Consider the following 15,891-nt stretch of genomic DNA (forward strand, 5'->3'; position numbering starts at 1 on the left):
CGGTGGCTTGTGGGGGCGAGGTGTTGCCGGGGGCCCTCATGGTCTGGTTCCGTCGAGGCTTTTGCGTTGACCTGGTGGCGTGCTGGAAACGGGCGGAGCGGGTGGGTGAGGATCGCCGCGCAGCGGTGTCTCGTCGGCCGTCACGACGGGATGCCACCCCCGCCGGGCAAGCCCCCGCACAAGCGCCTCCACCATCCGCGGATCGAACTGCGCCCCCGCACACCGCTCCAACTCCTCCAGCGCGGCCACCACAGGCCGCGCCCGCCGGTACGACCGGGTGGACGTCATCGCGTCGAAGGCGTCCGCCACCGCCACCACCCGAGCGAACTCCGGGATCTGGCCCCCCTTGAGCCCGTACGGATACCCGCTCCCGTCCAGCCGCTCATGGTGGTGCAGGATCGCCGACCTGGCCTCCCCCAGAAACCCGATCCCGCGCACCATCTCGTGCCCGTACTCGGGATGCAGTTCGATCACCCGCCGCTCCTCGGGCGTCAGCGGCCCGTCCTTGCGCAACAGCCGTGTGGGAACCCCGAGTTTGCCCACGTCGTGGAGGATCCCGGCGAACCTGAGCACCTCGGCCCGCTCGTCGTCCATGCCCAGTTCGCGCGCGATCACCATCGAGGCCTGCCCCACCCGCTCGCTGTGCCCGCGCGTGTACCCGTCCTTGATGTCGACGGCCTGCACGAGCGCCCGGATGGTCGCCTGGTGGGCGGCCCGTTCCCGGTGGTACTGGGCGAACACCCACCACGACACGTACATCGGCAACAGCACGAGCAACGCGGAGACCGGCCCGTACGGACTGCGCCAGAGCACCGCCATCATCAGCCCGGCGAGCCCGTGCACGGCGACGGGGGCGAGCGAGCGGAGGAAGAGTCCGCGCCAGGCACTCCGTACGGGCACCCGCTCGGCGAGCACCAGGATCCCGCCGTCGAGCACGGTCAGCACCAGGCAGAACGCCACGACGGCCGCGCCGGCGGTCACGAGGACGTAGGGGAAGTGGGACGAGAGGACCGCGTCCCGCCCGTCCAGCGCCCAGTGCACCCACGAGGCGGCCCATGCCGCGAGCGCGAGCTGCCCGGCCCGCCACACCCGGCGCAGCCACCGGGGCCGCTGCTCGACCCGGGTCAGCAGCGCCCCCGGCAGAGCCACGAGCGCCGCGGCCGGAGGCGGCAGCAGAAAGGCCGCGGCGAGGATCACGGGCGTGTGCCATCTGGGGGAACCGCCCGGTTCCCCGGCCACCCCGGCGCCCTCGGGTGTGCGGCCCGCCGCGAACCGGCTTCCGGCGAGCCCTTCGCACCCCGCGCAGAGCGCCGCGAAGAGGACCACCGCGCCCCACGGCGCATGCGTGGCCGGCAACGGAAGCGCACAGCACGCCGCTCCGAGCGCGGTGCAGACGACGTAGACACGCGCCCACGGCGAAACCGGCCGCATGGCGTCCCCTTCCCTGTGGCCCGGCCCCTGTCGGCCGACCGGGCGGGGCGGCTCCGGCACAGGCCCCGTACAGGACCTGGGACCACAAGCCCCGTACAGGCCCTGGGACATGGACGATAGGACGGCCGGGCACGGCTCGGGGGAGTCATGGAACGATTCGCCGGGCCCAGGAGGCAGATTCGCCCGTTCGAGTGAGCCAGGTGCACGCGGGGGGCTGCGTCGTCAGGGCGTCCGCCGTCGGAACGCCGTCAGAACGCCGTCAGAACGCCGTCAGAGCCTCGTCGAAGTCGAAGCCGTCAGTGCGCCACATCGGCCGCGAGCGCCCGGCTCAGCTGCTCCACCGTCGCCGGTGACTCGCGCTGGAACGCGGGGATGTCGAGGCCGTCGTCCCCCATGACGGTCAGCAGCGCCCGGTCGCCGACCGCCATCACGATGACGTGCCCGGAGCCGCACCTCGCCACCACCTCGCGAAGCGCGCCGACGCCCGCCTGGTCCGCCATCCGCCTCCCCACCCCGAGCGTCGCGGCGGCCAGCGCGGCGACGGACTCGGGGTGGACGGAGTCCGAGTCGTGGACGACGAGGAGGCCGTCCGCCGTGGACAGAACGCTCTGGGATATCCCCATCACCCGGTCCCGCAGCGAGGTCAGGATCTCCGTCAGGGGACTGGGCGGCGGCTGTTCACTCATGACGAGCTCCTTGCTAAAGGCATATGCAAACCTGGTACGGTCCAATTGGCACGCGCCAAGGGGGTCAGTCGGATTCCGGCAGTCCCGTCAGGCCACGCCGGACACGGCGGAGCATGTCGACGGAAGGTTGGTCGGCGGCCAGGTCCTCGGGCGAGAGCATGGGGAGAACGAACGGCTGCGCCCCCGGAGATTCACCGGCGGTGTCCCCGTCGGCCCCGGACGGCGAGGCCGCGCCCCGCACGGGCAGCGGCGGTCTCCCGACCGGCGGTAACGGCCGCGACGGCGATGCCTGTTGCACCTGCGGGTTCTGCTGCGCCTGCGGCGCTTCTTGTCCCTGGGGTGCCTGTGGCACCTCTTGGCCCTGCGGTGCCTGTGGAACCTGCGACGGAGTGCCGGATTCGGTGGAGCGCCCGGGCCGCGCCTTTGGGGCGTCCGCGTCCGGTCCTCGTGTCCGCCGTTTCGCGGCCCGCCTCGCTTCGGCCTCCGTGCTCCGTCGGCGCATCGCTGCCCGACGTCTGCGTGAACTCACTACCCCCCCGTCCCCCCGTCCTTCCCTGCGGCAAAAGCATTGCTTCCCCCCGCGGGCCGTTGGCCCGCCGGACCCTCACGTGCCGGCCCTTCTCCCACCCTCGACGCACCGCCGGGCCTGCGCCTCGGCAGTGGTTCGGCCTTGGACTGCGACCCGAACCCGGACGCTGACCCCGACCCGGCGCCCGACCTCGACGGCTGCGGTGTCGCAGAGCGCCGTTCGGGCAGTACGCGGGGCGCGGTGCTCGGCCTGGCACCGGGTTCCCTGCCCGCGTCCCACCGGACGAGGTCCAGAGCCTCCAGCCGGGTCAGGTCGAGCATGACCGCGTACAGCCCGCGCCCGAGCGTGAAGGCGATGTCCCGGGCCGTACGGCGCCCGTTGACGGTGTTCAGTACGGACTGATGGCGGTGCGGCAGCCAGCGGCCAGGCCCGGAGCCCGTGACCGGTGTGGGCCGCACGCGCGCGAGTTCTCCCGGCGCCCCCCACGGACCGGACAACTGCACCATCCGCCGTGTGGTCTCCTCGGTCAGCCGCCTCGGCTCCACACCCGGCGTGGCGAGGAGAGTGGGCTCCGGGTCGCTCAGCGTCCAGCTGCCGGGCGGACCGAGCGCCATGGCGAAGGCCGCGTCGAACACGGCCGCGGTGCACACGATCTCCAGTTCGGCGGCGCCGATCAGGCCCTCGGCGACCAACTGCCCGCCCAGCCGGTCCACATCACGCTCCGCCGCACACGCGGCCAGCCAGGCCTCGTCGTCGATGCGGCCCGGAGTGAGCAGGACCGAGGTGGCGGTCGGCGCGCCCGGTGTCTCGACCGCGCCGATCAGACCGTCCCTCAGATGAATCGTTCCGCCCGGGGCGCCGGAGACCCGCACCGTACCGGTGAAGCCCTCCTCGTACAGCCCCTGCAGAAGCGCGGGCAGATTGCGCGCCGGGGCTCCCGTCATGCGAGCACCTCTGCGACACGGTCGCCCAGACTCCGCGTGGCGAGCGCCAGGTTGGCCCGCTCGCGGTCCATGCCCGCCGCCAGCAGCAGGGGGTCGCCGGCCGGCCGTGTCACCGCGAGCAGCACCTGATGGCGCCGCGCACTGGTCGTGATCACGCTCTCCAACTCCCCCTCGGCGCCCGCCTGTCCGAGCCGCTCGACGATGAGCGCGGCGAGTTCGGCGCACTCCGCGCCGCCCGCGGCCTCCTCGGAGTCGCCGGCCACCCCGTAGGTGAGGCCCGTGACCGCGTCGACCAGGGCGACACCGATGACCCCGGGGGAGTCGAGGAGCCGGGCCAGGGAGGCTTCAACGGCCGTTGTCATTTCCCCGTTTCCCCCTTCACGTCCGAACGTCGCACAGTACTTTGAACGTCAACTAACACAACAGGTAACAAAGTTGATGTTTTGTGACGCACAAGCCACTTGTGTTCGATCGTAGTTGTACGAGCAACGACCGTCAGCGTCACTGAGGAATTGGGGCAACATGAACATCGAGACCGCGCTCAAGGAAGCCATGACCGTGGACGGGGCCATCGGCATCGCCCTCGTCGACTACGAAAGCGGAATGTCGCTCGGCACGCTCGGCGGCGGGCCGTCGCTCGACCTGGAACTCGCCGCGGCGGGCAACACCGAGGTGGTGCGCTCGAAGATGCGCACTCTGGCGTCGCTGGCCATGGACGACACCATCGAGGACATCCTGATCACGCTGGGCAAGCAGTACCACCTGATCCGCCCGCTCGGCAGCAGCAGCGGCACGCTCTTCCTCTACCTCGCGCTCGACCGCTCCCGCAGCAACCTGGCGCTGGCCCGGCACAGCCTGAAGCGGATCGAGAACGGCCTGGAGATCTGAAACGGGCTTGGACACCCGACACCGCTGCCCGCTGCCCGCTGCCGGACCGGTCGACCCGGTCCGGCCGCGGGCAGCTTGGCGACCGGGGCCGGTGTCAGGACCGGCGGCACGGAGACAGAGACAGGAACCGGGGCGGTGTCAGCCCTCGGTGGCCGCGCCCCGGATGTCGGCGACAGCGACGTCGTGCTCGGGCACGGTCTCGCCCGAGCGGATCAGCTCGATGCGGCCCATGACCTTCGCCCGAAGGTCGGTCGGCACGTCGTCATGGCCGCAGCACCGCTTGACCAGCTTCTTCACGGCCTGCTCGAGACCGTACTTCTCCAGGCACGGGGAGCACTCCTCGAAGTGCACCTCGAACTTGGTGCAGTCGGCATCCGGCATCTCCCGGTCGAGGAACTCGTAGAGATGATCGAGTACTTCACTGCAGTCCGTCTCGTGCGGCTCTCCGCAGCTCATGAGCCCGAGCCTTTCGTTCCGTCCGACTCCCCGGCGCCCGCCGGGACCAGACCGCGGTCCTTCGCGTAGTCCTCGAGCATGCCGCGCAACTGGCGACGGCCCCGGTGCAGCCGGGACATCACCGTACCGATGGGTGTCCCCATGATGTCCGCGATCTCCTTGTACGCAAAGCCCTCTACGTCAGCGAGATAGACGGCGATGCGGAATTCCTCGGGGATCGCCTGCAGCGCGGACTTGACGTCCGAGTCGGGCAGGTGGTCGAGCGCCTGCGACTCGGCGGAGCGCAGACCGGTCGACATGTGCGACTCGGCGCGCGCCAGCTGCCAGTCCTCGATCTCCTCGGCGGCCGACCGCTGGGGCTCGCGCTGCTTCTTGCGATACGAGTTGATGAAGGTGTTGGTGAGGATCCTGTACAGCCACGCCTTGAGGTTGGTGCCCTCACGGAACTGGTGGAAGGACGCATACGCCTTCGCGTACGTCTCCTGCACCAGGTCTTCGGCGTCGGCCGGGTTCCGCGTCATGCGCAGCGCGGCCGAGTACATCTGGTCGAGGAACTCCAGCGCGTCCCGCTCGAAGCGCGCACTGCGCTCGGCGGTCGACTCGCCGCTGCCCGGGCCCTCGGGCTGCTCCGCCTGGCCGTTTTCGGTCCCTGCGTCGGTCCCTGTGACCGGACCCACCTCCTCCAGAGTCTGGGCAGGACCGAAACCGGACCCACCAGAATCGGAGGATAGACGACGATCCGGCCCGGCCGCCGCCCGAATAGGGGTGGTCTTTGCCGCATGCAGAACAGACCACTCCAGGTCAGCGCTGCTGCTACGGCTCGGGCAGATGGTCGAACCCATGCGGCGGACTTCCTCTCATGCGACTTCTCACAGCACGTGTCGTGCCGTCTGATCCGCACAACAGTGGCCCGGGGCTCAGCATTCCCGGGGGTCACCCGAGTGATGAGGTCCACTCGTCACCCGAGTGACGAGGTCCATTTCAGTACGCCATCGGTGATGATCTTCAGGGCCTGGTCCTGGTCGAGAGGGGCACGCTTCGGCACGGCGAAGCCATGATCGCCGTACGGCACCTCGACCATCTCGTACGCGTCCTCCGGGGACTCGTACACGCCCTCCGGAGACTCGTACGAGCCCTCCGGGAACTCCTCAGGTCTGCCGAACGGGTCGTTGCCGCCCTGGACGACGAGCGTGGGCACCCCGGCTCCGAGCAGTTCGCCGGCGCGGGACTTCTCCGGCTTGCCCGGCGGGTGAAGGGGGAAGCTGAGCGCGAGGACGGCGTGGGCGCCGAGTTCGGTGGCGGTGCGGCAGGCGACGCGGGCTCCGGCGCTGCGTCCGCCCGCGATCACGGGCAGGCCTGGCTTCGCCAGGAGCGGCCAGACGCCCCGCCATCCCACGTCCAGCGTCTTCGGCGCGGGCGCGACCTTCTTGCCCGCCACCCGCCAGGGCTGCTCGACGAGGGCCACGCTCACACCGTGCCCGGGCAACTCGGCGGCGAGCGCCCGCAGGTCCCGCGCCTCGATCCCGCCGCCGGCGCCATGACCGACGGCCAGCACCAGCCGTGCCTTCCTCGCCCGGTGCCAGGTGACGCGGGCCGTACCCGCGTCGGTGTCGATGGTCTCGATGATCTCCGTCACATGATCCGTCACGTCAGAAGAGTGTGCCCTCTTCGGGCCCCTCCAGCTCCTTCAGCAGCTCCGGCCCGTTGTTGCGGACGTTGCTCACGGCCGTGGAGACGGGGTAGGCCCGCATCAGCCCCTCCGGCGGCGGCGCGAGCAGGGAGCGCAGGTCCTCGACGTCCGTACGGGACGGGTCGAGCCAGGAGTCCCAGCGGTCCGGGGTGAGCATGAGCGGCATACGCGGGTGGATGTCGGCCAGCGCGCGCGGCCCCTCCTCCGGTCCGGCGGCGAGCGGCGAGGTCTCGGCCTCCGTGGTGATGACGGAGCACGTCACCCACCAGGCCCGCGGATGGTCGTCGGGCAGCGTCTTGTCCCGCCAGAACTCGTACAGCCCGGCCATCGCGAAGACGGACCCGTCGGCGGGGAGCACGAAGTACGGCTGCTTGCGGGGCCGCTTCTTCTTGCCCTCGACCTCCAGCTCGCGCTCGCCGGTACCGGTCACCCACTCGTAATAGCCGTCGGCGGGGATGATGCAGCGCCGGGTGGCGAAGGCCCGCCGGTACGAGGGCTTCTCGTGGACGGTCTCGGCCCGGGCGTTGATCATCCGGGCGCCGCCCTCGGGGGTCTTCGCCCAGGACGGGACGAGGCCCCACTTCAGCGTGCGCAGCTGCCGAACCGGCTTCGGGTCTGCCGCGTCCTTAACAGGACGGTCCAGGACCGCGTAGACCTCTTTGGTGGGAGCCACGTTGAAGTCGGGGGCCAGAGCCTCCTCCGGCTCCCACTTCTCGATCTCAAAGATTCCTGCGAGATCCTCGGGTCCACGACTCGCTGCATACCGTCCGCACATACGTGCCAGACTGCCAGATTCCATACGACCCGAGGGAGCCCAACCCCACAATGGACAGCATCGCCGCCACCTCGCTGGCCTCCCTCTGGGACGAGGTTTTCGGGAGCCAGCCCGACCCGGACACCTGGGTGGTCATAGCCACGATGGTCGCGGCACTGGCCGTGATCGTCCCGCACAACGTCTGGCGGCTCTCGCGCAACGCCATCACCATCGCGCACGAGGGCGGCCACGGTCTGGTGGCACTGCTCACCGGTCGCAGCCTCAGCGGTATCAGGCTGCACTCGGACACCAGCGGCCTCACCGTCAGCCGCGGCAAGCCGACCGGCCTCGGCATGATCCTCACGGCGGCCTCGGGCTACACCGCTCCCCCGCTGCTCGGCCTCGGCGGCGCCGCGCTGCTGGCCGCGGGCCACATCACGGCCCTGCTGTGGCTGGCCACCCTGCTCCTCGTGGCGATGCTGGTGATGATCCGCAACGCGTACGGCGCCCTGACCGTCCTCCTCACCGGCGGCACGTTCGTGGTGGTCTCCTGGCTGGCCGGCCCCCAGGTCCAGGCCGCCTTCGCCTACGCCGTCGTCTGGTTCCTCCTCCTCGGCGGCGTCCGCCCGGCCTTCGAACTCCAGATGAAGCGCAGCCGCGGCGGAGCCGGCGACTCCGACGCCGACCAGCTCTCCCGCCTGACCCACGTCCCGGCGGGCGTGTGGCTGTTCCTGTTCCACGCGGTGTCACTGTGCTCGCTGATAGGAGGGGGCAGGTGGCTGCTGGGGTTGTGAAGGCTCCTCCGGAACGGGGTCTTCAGAGCTCGACGAACTGCGCGACCAGCCACAACGCACCCGCACCCAACCCGCGACCCCCGTTCCCGGCCAAACCCAGCAGAGCGAACCCGCACTAAAGTGAGGGCATGCCCGTTAACGCCGCCCACACCGCCCTCTGGCCCGCCCCGCACGCGAGCGGAGCCGTCGACGCGACGGTCCACGTGCCCGGGTCCAAGTCGGTCACCAACCGCGCCCTCGTCCTCGCCGCCCTCGCGGCGGAGCCCGGCTGGCTGCGCCGCCCCCTCCGCTCCCGCGACACCCTCCTGATGGCCGGCGCCCTGCGTGCGATGGGCGTGGGCATCGAGGAGGGCGTCGGCCCGGACGGCTCCGGCGAGGCATGGCGTGTCATCCCCTCGGGCCTGCACGGCCCGGCGACGGTCGACGTCGGCAACGCCGGCACGGTGATGCGGTTCCTGCCCCCGGTCGCCGCCCTCGCGGACGGCCCCATCCGGTTCGACGGCGACCCGCGTTCGTACGAGCGCCCCCTGCACGGAGTGATCGACGCGCTGCGTGCCCTCGGCGCCCGTATCGACGACGACAGCCGCGGCGCGCTGCCGCTGACCGTGCACGGCTCCGGGGCGCTGGAGGGCGGCCCGGTGGAGATCGACGCGTCCTCGTCGTCCCAGTTCGTCTCGGCGCTCCTGCTGTCCGGCCCGCGCTTCAACCAGGGCGTGGAGGTACGGCACACGGGCTCCAGGCTCCCCTCCATGCCGCACATCCGGATGACCGTCGACATGCTGCGCTCGATCGGTGCCCAGGTGGACACCCCGGAGTCGGGCGGCGAACCGAACGTCTGGCGGGTCACACCGGGCGCGCTCCTCGGCCGCGACCTCACCGTCGAGCCGGACCTGTCGAATGCCCAGCCCTTCCTGGCGTCCGCCCTGGTCACCGGCGGCCGGGTCGTCATCCCGGACTGGCCGCTGCGCACCACCCAGCCCGGCGACAAGCTGCGTGAGATCTTCACCGAGATGGGCGGTTCCTGCGAACTGACCGACCGGGGCCTGGAGTTCACCGGTTCCGGCTCGATCCACGGCATCGACGTGGACCTGGGCGAGGTCGGCGAACTGACCCCGGGCATCGCGGCGGTCGCGGCCCTCGCCGACTCCCCCTCCACCCTGCGCGGCGTGGCCCATCTGCGCCTGCACGAGACGGACCGGCTGGCCGCGCTCACCAAGGAGATCAACGAACTGGGCGGCGACGTCACCGAGACCGCGGACGGCCTCCACATCCGCCCGCGCGCGCTGCACGGCGGGGTCTTCCACACCTACGACGACCACCGCATGGCCACCGCGGGCGCGATCATCGGCCTCGCGGTCGACGACGTACAGATCGAGAACGTGGCGACGACGGCGAAGACCCTCCCGGACTTCCCCGATCTGTGGACCGGAATGCTCGGGAACTGACGGGCGGACCAGGATCATGCGCCGTTACGGCAAGCACACCGACGAGGACGACATCCGCCAGCGCCCGAACCGCAAGGGCAACCGGCCTCGTACGAACATCCGCCCCAAGCACGAGGAGGCGGTCGAGGGCATGGTCGTCACCGTCGACCGGGGCCGTCTGACCTGTCTGGTGGACGACCGGGTCGTCATGGCGATGAAGGCCCGCGAACTGGGCCGCAAGGCCGCGGTCGTCGGCGACCGGGTAGCCATCGTCGGCGACCTGTCCGGCGAGAAGGACACCCTCGCCCGCATCGTCCGCATCGAGCCGCGCACCTCGGTGCTGCGCCGCACGGCCGACGACGACGATCCGTACGAGCGTGTGGTCGTCGCCAACGCCGACCAGCTGGCCATCGTCACGGCCCTGGCCGACCCCGAGCCCCGCCCGCGCCTCATCGACCGCTGTCTGGTGGCGGCGTACGACGGCGGCCTGGACCCCCTGCTGGTCCTGACGAAGTCGGACCTGGCCCCGCCCGACGAACTCCTGGAGATGTACGGGGCGTTGGGCGTCCCGTATGTCGTGACGAGCCGTCAGGAGCTGGAGAGCGGCGAGGCGCTGGACCGCGTGCACAAGCAGCTGGACGGCAAGATCACGGCGTTCGTGGGTCACTCGGGCGTCGGCAAGACGACACTCGTCAACGCCCTCGTGTCGCGGGAGCGGCGGCGCTCCACGGGCGTGGTCAACGCGGTCACCGGCCGCGGCCGGCACACCACGACGTCGGCACGGGCGATCCCCCTGCCCGACAACGACGGCTGGGTCGTCGACACGCCGGGCGTACGGTCCTTCGGCCTGCACCACGTGGACCCGTCCCGCGTCATCAAGGCCTTCCCGGACCTGGAGCCCGGCACCGAGGGCTGTCCACGCGCCTGCAGCCACGACGAACCGGACTGCGCACTGGACGCGTGGGTGGCCGAGGGGCACGCGGACCCGGCCCGCCTCTACTCGCTGCGCCGGCTGCTCTCCACGCGCGAACGGCGCGAGGGGGACTGATCTCCGGCTCATCTCCGGCCGGCTTCCGGCCGATCTCGGAGCGATCCCGACCGATCTCCGTTTGACCTCAGTGTTGTTTGCATCCCCGCTGCGACGGTAAAGGCATAATCGCACCAAGCGGGATGCAAGCGAGACGAAGCGGTCACGGAGCGTGGGAGGGCATCACATGGCGTGGCTGCTGGTTGTCGTTGCGGGGCTCCTGGAGACGGGCTTCGCCGTCTGCCTCAAGCTCTCCCACGGCTTCACGAGACTCTGGCCCACAGTGGCCTTCTGCGTTTTCGCCCTGGGCAGCTTCGGTCTCCTCACCCTGTCGCTCAAGAAACTCGATGTGGGCCCGGCCTACGCGGTCTGGACGGGCATCGGCGCCGCCGGCACCGCCATCTACGGCATGATCTTCCTCGACGACCTGGTCTCGACCCTGAAGATCATCTCGATCTCCCTGGTGATCATAGGAGTCATCGGCCTGCAGCTGTCGGGCTCGTCCCACTAGGAACAGGCCACCTGTCTGCGCCCACCCTCAGCCGCATCAACTCACCGACCGCACAGTCGTCAAGGCGTCCCGAACCATCCCCGCCGTACCGCCCTCCCCGGCAGGGGCGAGCACGCACGACACCCCCAGCCGCACCACGAGTTCACAGGCCCGGGCCAACTCCGAGGCCTCGGACTTCGACGCACCCGGCACGGCCAGCGACGCGACGGCCCGGTCCCGCACCAGTCCCACGAAGTCCCCCGGCGACGGCAACGGCCCATCGGCCCTCCGCTGAGCGGGCACGGCCGACGAGGACGGCACCGCGGACAGGGTGGGCGAGGGCAGCCGCTCCGCCCAGCACCCCGTGAGCATCGCCCGCACCAGCGCGTTGCCCCGGGCCGCCGACACCGTCCACTCCGCCGCCGCGGCCAGCCGCTCCCGAGGCTCCGAACGGCTCACGAGAGCCCGCTCGACCCCCGCGAGATACGCGTCGGCCTCCCGCCGTACGAGCGCACGCGCGAGCCCGTCCTTGCTCCCGAACTCGTTGTAGAGGGTCTGCCGGGAAACCCCGGCCGCGGCGGCCACGTCGACCATCCGCACGGTGGACCACGGACGGCGTCCGAGCGCCGTGTGGGCGGCGTCCAGTAGGGATTCCCGCGCTGCAGGCATCGTCGCCTCCCGAGGGCGATCGGCTCTGCGCTTCAGAGTTGACGCGCACGGAGGCACTGTCAAGGGTTCGCGACACGACCAGGGGGCGCCAAGCGCCGCCAAGGGGCGCGCGACTGTGCCGAACCGCGGCTCGTCGCGGGGTGCGACCGGCTGCGGCGGGGCGCGACCGGCCGCATCCGACCCGTACCTGTAACACAACCCCCGGTCTCCCCCCGTTCCCCGCGGAGCGACCCGGAAGATACGGTTCGCTCATGCCCGACTATCGCGATGACCTGCGCCTCGCCCATGTCCTGGCGGACGCCGCCGACGCCGCGACGATGGACCGGTTCAAGGCGCTCGACCTCAAGGTCGAGACCAAGCCGGACATGACTCCGGTGAGCGAGGCCGACAAGGCCGCCGAGGAGCTGATCCGCGGCCACCTCCAACGGGCACGGCCGCGGGACGCGATCCTCGGCGAGGAGTACGGCGTCGAGGGCACCGGCCCCCGCCGCTGGGTGATCGACCCGATCGACGGCACCAAGAACTACGTACGCGGCGTACCCGTCTGGGCCACGCTCATCGCGCTGATGGAGGCGAGCGAGGGCGGCTACCAGCCGGTCGTCGGCGTGGTCTCCGCGCCCGCGCTGAGCCGCCGCTGGTGGGCGGCGAAGGGCCACGGCGCGTTCACCGGCCGCAGCCTGTCGTCCGCGTCCCGGCTCAAGGTCTCCCAGGTCTCGCGGATGCGGGACGCGTCCTTCGCGTACTCCTCGCTGAGCGGCTGGGAGGAGCGCAGCCTGCTCGACGGCTTCCTCGACCTGACCCGCGAGGTGTGGCGCACGCGCGCGTACGGCGACTTCTGGCCGTACATGATGGTCGCCGAGGGCTCGGTCGACATCTGCGCGGAGCCCGAACTGTCGCTGTGGGACATGGCGGCGACCGCGATCGTCGTGACCGAGGCGGGCGGCTCCTTCACCGGCCTCGACGGCCGCCCGGGCCCGCACAGCGGAAACGCGGCCGCGTCGAACGGCATCCTCCACGACGAGCTGCTGGGTTATCTGAACCAGCGCTACTGAGGCGCCCGGGGGCAGTTGAGGCACCGACAGACGAGAATGCGCCCCAAATATCGCCTGCACGCGCCCTCTTGTTGACCGTCTCTTTAACTGCGACTCTGAGAGTCCCCCCACTTGTGAACTTGTGAATCCGTTAACTAACGGATTCCTAGGAGGTGGCTCCGTCCATGCTCGTCCGCGACGCCATGAGCACGGTGGTCCTCACCATCGGACCCGCTCACACCCTCCGGCAGGCCGCCGCGCTGATGTCCGCACGCCGCGTGGGAGCGGCCGTGGTTCTCGACCCCGACGAAGGCGGGCTCGGTATCCTCACCGAGCGCGACATCCTCAACTCCGTAGGCCTGGGCCAGAGCCCGGACGCCGAGCGGGCCCACGCCCACACGACCACCGACGTGGTGTTCGCCGCCCCGACCTGGACGCTGGAGGAGGCGTCGCTCGCCATGACCCACGGCGGTTTCCGCCACCTCGTCGTCCTCGACCGCGGCGAGCCGGTCGGCATCGTCTCGGTCCGCGACATCATCCGCTGCTGGGCACCGCTGCGACAGCACGCCCCGGCCTGAGCGCAGCTCTGCTTCGACCCGGCTCTACGTCAACCCGGCTCTCCTTGAGCACGGCCGGGGACCCGAACGACTCGGACAGCGAACGGGCCGGATCTCCGGTACGGGAGATCCGGCCCGCTCTTCCACGACAAGCGTTCCAGTGCTGGCGTCAGCCGCGCAGGGCCTGGACCGCGGCTTCCAGCCGCTTGCCGAAGTCTCCGTCGGCCTGACGGAAGTTGTCGATCGCGCGCTCGGCGATGTCGTCGCGCGAGACCTTGGCGATGAAGCCCGCGAGGTTGTCGATCAGCCGGCCCTTCTCGTCCTCGGACATCAGGCGGTAGAGGTTGCCCGCCTGCACGAAGTCGTCGTCCTCGGAGTGGACCGGGGCCTCGTGGTTGCCGGTGCCGGCCGTGAAGTTCGCGGTCGCCTGCCACAGTGGCCGTTCCGTCTGGAACGGGCCGCCGAAGCTGTTCGGCTCGTAGTTCTTGGCACCCTTGTGGCGGCCGTCGTACAGGAAACCGTCACGGGAGTGCGTACGCGCCTCGGTGGCGTGCGGACGGTTCACCGGCAGGTGGTCGGCGTTGACGCCGACGCGGTAGCGGTGGGCGTCGCCGTACGCGAACAGGCGGCCCTGGAGCATCTTGTCGGGCGAGGGCCCGATGCCCGGCACGAAGTGCGCGGGCGAGAAGACGCTCTGCTCGACCTCGGCGAAGACGTTCTCCGGGTTGCGGTCGAGCTCCAGCCTGCCGATCTCGATCGGCGGGTAGTCCTCGTGCGGCCACACCTTGGTGAGGTCGAACGGATTGAAGCGGTACGTCGCCGCGTCGGCCGCCGGCATGATCTGCACCTGCACGGTCCAGGTCGGGAAGTCGCCGCGCTCGATCGACTCGCGCAGATCGCGCTGGTGCGAGTCGGCGTCCTCGCCGGCGATCCTCGCGGCCTCCGCCGAGGTGAGGTTCTTGATGCCCTGGTCGGTCTTGAAGTGGTACTTGACCCAGAAGACCTCGCCGGCCTCGTTGTTCCACTGGTAGGTGTGCGAGCCGTACCCGTTCATGTGGCGGTACGAGGCGGGGATGCCGCGGTCGCCGAAGAGCCAGGTCACCTGGTGGGTGCTCTCCGGGCTGAGCCCCCAGAAGTCCCAGACGTTGTCGGCCTCCTGGGAGCCCGTGTACGGGTCGCGCTTCTGCGTGTGGATGAAGTCGGGGAACTTGATGGCGTCCTTGACGAAGAACACCGGGGTGTTGTTGCCGACGAGGTCGTAGTTGCCCTCCTCGGTGTAGAACTTCAGCGCCCAGCCGCGCGGGTCACGGACGGCGTCGGCCGAACCGAGGTTGCCGGCCACGGTGGAGAAGCGCAGAAAGGTCTCGGTCCGCCTGCCGACCTCGGAGAGGAAGTGGGCGCGCGTGTACCGGCTGACATCGGCGGTCACGGTGAAGGTGCCGTAGGCGCCGGCGCCGCGGGCGTGCACCACACGCTCCGGGATGCGCTCGCGGTTGAAGTGGGCGAGCTTCTCCAGGAGGAGCTGGTCCTGGACGAGAACAGGGCCGCCGATCCCCGCGGTCTCGCTGTTCTGGTTGTCGGCCACCGGCGCGCCGGCCTCCGTCGTAAGCGGTCCCTGAGTCACGTACGCCTCCTGCGGTATTCCTCGCTGATCCCTGCCGGTCTCTGCTGACCTCGCCCCCTCAGCCAGAACCGAACTCGATCCTACAATAGACAATGTCTAAGTCAAGGAGAGCTCCAAAGTCACACCCGTTCGGAAACTGGGCCTGCTAGCTGTTAGGCTTGGTGATATGAGCGACCTGTTGGAACGACTGCGCGGACGCGGCTGGCGCATGACCGCGCAGCGGCGCGTCGTGGCCGAGGTCCTCGACGGCGATCACGTCCATCTGACGGCCGACGAGGTCCATGCGAGGGCCGTGGCCAAGCTGCCCGAGATCTCCCGGGCGACCGTCTACAACACCCTGGGTGAGCTGGTCTCACTCGGCGAGGTGCTGGAAGTCGCCACGGACAAGCGCGCGAAGCGGTACGACCCGAACGCGCACAGTCCGCACCACCACCTGGTCTGCGCCCAGTGCGGCGCGATCAAGGACGTCCACCCGGGCGGCAATCCGCTGGCGGACCTCCCCGACTCCGAGCGCTTCGGCTTCACGGTCTCGGGCGTCGAGGTGACGTACCGCGGCGTATGCCCGAACTGCGCGACCGCCTGACGCCCCGCCCTACACTCCCCCGAAGCCCCGGCCACAAGAAGGCCGGGGCTTTCGACATCCCCGCGCTCTTCCTTCTCGCCCCCGAACACACCGAAGGCCCGGAACCAATGGTTCCGGGCCTTCGGCCTTCAGTAGCGGGGACAGGATTTGAACCTGCGACCTCTGGGTTATGAGCCCAGCGAGCTACCGAGCTGCTCCACCCCGCGGCGATGTCTGAACAGTACGTCACCGGCGCCGACCAGTGCAAATCAGTTCCCTGCGCCCTTGATGGAGCACCTTCACAGCCCGGCCGACACCTTCAGCCCGTCCGGCGT

The 15,891-nt window shown here is 70.4% G+C and carries 18 protein-coding genes and 1 tRNA gene; 8 read left to right on the top strand and 11 right to left on the bottom strand.

The genetic code is table 11. The features are described 5' to 3' along the window. Positions 1 to 36 precede the first annotated feature (36 nt). The 4 genes from AOK17_RS37090 to AOK17_RS37105 all read right to left on the bottom strand — a co-directional run bounded on the left by AOK17_RS37090 (position 37) and on the right by AOK17_RS37105 (position 3,952). Positions 37 to 1,431 carry an HD-GYP domain-containing protein gene (locus AOK17_RS37090; protein ID WP_055617003.1) on the bottom strand — a complete coding sequence of 465 codons (1,395 nt, stop codon included), beginning with the start codon at positions 1,429 to 1,431 and terminating at the stop codon, positions 37 to 39. A 296-nt stretch (positions 1,432 to 1,727) separates the two neighbouring features. Then, positions 1,728 to 2,117, bottom strand: coding sequence for a roadblock/LC7 domain-containing protein (locus tag AOK17_RS37095; RefSeq protein ID WP_055617004.1), 390 nt, complete (start codon positions 2,115 to 2,117; stop codon positions 1,728 to 1,730). Positions 2,118 to 2,645: 528 nt separating this feature from the next. Continuing rightward, complete coding sequence (locus AOK17_RS37100; protein ID WP_063997345.1) at positions 2,646 to 3,590, bottom strand: DUF4388 domain-containing protein; 945 nt, start codon at positions 3,588 to 3,590, stop codon at positions 2,646 to 2,648. Next, on the bottom strand, positions 3,587 to 3,952 hold the full coding sequence (locus AOK17_RS37105) for a hypothetical protein (RefSeq protein WP_245697614.1): 366 nt from the start codon (positions 3,950 to 3,952) through the stop codon (positions 3,587 to 3,589). The genes AOK17_RS37100 and AOK17_RS37105 overlap by 4 nt, the downstream gene beginning before the upstream one ends. Positions 3,953 to 4,112: 160 nt before the next feature. Here AOK17_RS37105 and AOK17_RS37110 point away from each other — a divergent pair, with 160 nt between their 5' ends. Further along, positions 4,113 to 4,478 carry a hypothetical protein gene (locus tag AOK17_RS37110; protein ID WP_055617005.1) on the top strand — a complete coding sequence of 122 codons (366 nt, stop codon included), beginning with the start codon at positions 4,113 to 4,115 and terminating at the stop codon, positions 4,476 to 4,478. Between the two features lie 138 nt (positions 4,479 to 4,616). Here AOK17_RS37110 and rsrA read toward each other — a convergent pair whose 3' ends face one another. The 4 genes from rsrA to AOK17_RS37130 all read right to left on the bottom strand — a co-directional run bounded on the left by rsrA (position 4,617) and on the right by AOK17_RS37130 (position 7,399). After that, a complete protein-coding gene (gene rsrA, locus AOK17_RS37115; protein ID WP_055617006.1) occupies positions 4,617 to 4,934 on the bottom strand; it encodes a mycothiol system anti-sigma-R factor in 318 nt (105 codons plus the stop codon). Beyond that, a complete protein-coding gene (gene sigR / locus AOK17_RS37120) occupies positions 4,931 to 5,611 on the bottom strand; it encodes an RNA polymerase sigma factor SigR (RefSeq protein ID WP_055617007.1) in 681 nt (226 codons plus the stop codon). Before sigR ends, rsrA begins: the two co-directional genes overlap by 4 nt. A 281-nt stretch (positions 5,612 to 5,892) precedes the next feature. Then, on the bottom strand, positions 5,893 to 6,570 hold the full coding sequence (locus AOK17_RS37125; RefSeq protein ID WP_425424667.1) for an alpha/beta hydrolase family protein: 678 nt from the start codon (positions 6,568 to 6,570) through the stop codon (positions 5,893 to 5,895). 13 nt (positions 6,571 to 6,583) lie between these two features. Continuing rightward, positions 6,584 to 7,399, bottom strand: a complete 816-nt coding sequence (locus AOK17_RS37130; RefSeq protein ID WP_055617008.1) for an SOS response-associated peptidase — start codon at positions 7,397 to 7,399, stop codon at positions 6,584 to 6,586. Positions 7,400 to 7,449: 50 nt separating this feature from the next. Between AOK17_RS37130 and AOK17_RS37135 the strand changes: the two genes are divergently transcribed. The 4 genes from AOK17_RS37135 (at position 7,450) to AOK17_RS37150 (ending at position 11,134) form a co-directional block, all read left to right on the top strand. Further along, positions 7,450 to 8,172 carry a M50 family metallopeptidase gene (locus AOK17_RS37135; RefSeq protein ID WP_055617009.1) on the top strand — a complete coding sequence of 241 codons (723 nt, stop codon included), beginning with the start codon at positions 7,450 to 7,452 and terminating at the stop codon, positions 8,170 to 8,172. Between the two features lie 128 nt (positions 8,173 to 8,300). Then, positions 8,301 to 9,617 carry a 3-phosphoshikimate 1-carboxyvinyltransferase gene (gene aroA, locus AOK17_RS37140; protein WP_055617010.1) on the top strand — a complete coding sequence of 439 codons (1,317 nt, stop codon included), beginning with the start codon at positions 8,301 to 8,303 and terminating at the stop codon, positions 9,615 to 9,617. 16 nt (positions 9,618 to 9,633) lie between these two features. Then, the gene (gene rsgA, locus AOK17_RS37145; protein WP_055617011.1) at positions 9,634 to 10,644 is read left to right on the top strand and encodes a ribosome small subunit-dependent GTPase A; all 1,011 of its coding nucleotides are present in this window, start codon (positions 9,634 to 9,636) and stop codon (positions 10,642 to 10,644) included. 166 nt (positions 10,645 to 10,810) lie between these two features. Further along, on the top strand, positions 10,811 to 11,134 hold the full coding sequence (locus tag AOK17_RS37150; RefSeq protein ID WP_055617012.1) for a DMT family transporter: 324 nt from the start codon (positions 10,811 to 10,813) through the stop codon (positions 11,132 to 11,134). 36 nt (positions 11,135 to 11,170) lie between these two features. On the opposite strand, the gene AOK17_RS37155 is transcribed toward AOK17_RS37150, so the two are convergent. Continuing rightward, a complete protein-coding gene (locus tag AOK17_RS37155) occupies positions 11,171 to 11,782 on the bottom strand; it encodes a TetR/AcrR family transcriptional regulator (RefSeq protein ID WP_055617013.1) in 612 nt (203 codons plus the stop codon). 251 nt (positions 11,783 to 12,033) lie between these two features. On the opposite strand from AOK17_RS37155, the gene hisN reads away from it, so the two are divergent. Next, complete coding sequence (gene hisN, locus AOK17_RS37160) at positions 12,034 to 12,834, top strand: histidinol-phosphatase (protein ID WP_055617014.1); 801 nt, start codon at positions 12,034 to 12,036, stop codon at positions 12,832 to 12,834. Between the two features lie 164 nt (positions 12,835 to 12,998). Further along, on the top strand, positions 12,999 to 13,391 hold the full coding sequence (locus AOK17_RS37165) for a CBS domain-containing protein (RefSeq protein ID WP_055617015.1): 393 nt from the start codon (positions 12,999 to 13,001) through the stop codon (positions 13,389 to 13,391). Positions 13,392 to 13,539: 148 nt separating this feature from the next. Here the strand turns inward: AOK17_RS37165 and AOK17_RS37170 are convergent, their stop codons facing one another. Then, positions 13,540 to 15,012: a catalase gene (locus AOK17_RS37170; RefSeq protein WP_055617019.1), complete on the bottom strand. Its 1,473-nt coding sequence runs from the start codon at positions 15,010 to 15,012 to the stop codon at positions 13,540 to 13,542. Positions 15,013 to 15,160: 148 nt separating this feature from the next. On the opposite strand from AOK17_RS37170, the gene AOK17_RS37175 reads away from it, so the two are divergent. Then, the gene (locus AOK17_RS37175; RefSeq protein ID WP_055617016.1) at positions 15,161 to 15,577 is read left to right on the top strand and encodes a Fur family transcriptional regulator; all 417 of its coding nucleotides are present in this window, start codon (positions 15,161 to 15,163) and stop codon (positions 15,575 to 15,577) included. A gap of 132 nt (positions 15,578 to 15,709) precedes the next feature. On the opposite strand, the gene AOK17_RS37180 is transcribed toward AOK17_RS37175, so the two are convergent. Beyond that, positions 15,710 to 15,783, bottom strand: a tRNA-Met gene (locus tag AOK17_RS37180). Positions 15,784 to 15,891 lie beyond the last annotated feature (108 nt).

Origin of the sequence: Streptomyces phaeochromogenes (assembly GCF_001418655.1) — a bacterium.
GTDB lineage: Bacteria > Actinomycetota > Actinomycetes > Streptomycetales > Streptomycetaceae > Streptomyces > Streptomyces phaeochromogenes.

Excerpts from the sequence above, each read along its gene's own strand:
- AOK17_RS37090 (WP_055617003.1), bottom strand. The coding sequence starts at position 1,431 with ATGCGGCCGGTTTCGCCGTGGGCGCGTGTCTACGTCGTCTGCACCGCG.
- AOK17_RS37150 (WP_055617012.1), top strand. The coding sequence starts at position 10,811 with ATGGCGTGGCTGCTGGTTGTCGTTGCGGGGCTCCTGGAGACGGGCTTC.
- AOK17_RS37135 (WP_055617009.1), top strand. The coding sequence starts at position 7,450 with ATGGACAGCATCGCCGCCACCTCGCTGGCCTCCCTCTGGGACGAGGTT.
- hisN (WP_055617014.1), top strand. The coding sequence starts at position 12,034 with ATGCCCGACTATCGCGATGACCTGCGCCTCGCCCATGTCCTGGCGGAC.
- rsrA (WP_055617006.1), bottom strand. The coding sequence starts at position 4,934 with ATGAGCTGCGGAGAGCCGCACGAGACGGACTGCAGTGAAGTACTCGAT.
- AOK17_RS37165 (WP_055617015.1), top strand. The coding sequence starts at position 12,999 with ATGCTCGTCCGCGACGCCATGAGCACGGTGGTCCTCACCATCGGACCC.
- rsgA (WP_055617011.1), top strand. The coding sequence starts at position 9,634 with ATGCGCCGTTACGGCAAGCACACCGACGAGGACGACATCCGCCAGCGC.
- AOK17_RS37105 (WP_245697614.1), bottom strand. The coding sequence starts at position 3,952 with ATGACAACGGCCGTTGAAGCCTCCCTGGCCCGGCTCCTCGACTCCCCC.
- AOK17_RS37100 (WP_063997345.1), bottom strand. The coding sequence starts at position 3,590 with ATGACGGGAGCCCCGGCGCGCAATCTGCCCGCGCTTCTGCAGGGGCTG.
- AOK17_RS37130 (WP_055617008.1), bottom strand. The coding sequence starts at position 7,399 with ATGTGCGGACGGTATGCAGCGAGTCGTGGACCCGAGGATCTCGCAGGA.
- AOK17_RS37155 (WP_055617013.1), bottom strand. The coding sequence starts at position 11,782 with ATGCCTGCAGCGCGGGAATCCCTACTGGACGCCGCCCACACGGCGCTC.
- aroA (WP_055617010.1), top strand. The coding sequence starts at position 8,301 with ATGCCCGTTAACGCCGCCCACACCGCCCTCTGGCCCGCCCCGCACGCG.
- AOK17_RS37095 (WP_055617004.1), bottom strand. The coding sequence starts at position 2,117 with ATGAGTGAACAGCCGCCGCCCAGTCCCCTGACGGAGATCCTGACCTCG.
- AOK17_RS37110 (WP_055617005.1), top strand. The coding sequence starts at position 4,113 with ATGAACATCGAGACCGCGCTCAAGGAAGCCATGACCGTGGACGGGGCC.
- AOK17_RS37175 (WP_055617016.1), top strand. The coding sequence starts at position 15,161 with ATGAGCGACCTGTTGGAACGACTGCGCGGACGCGGCTGGCGCATGACC.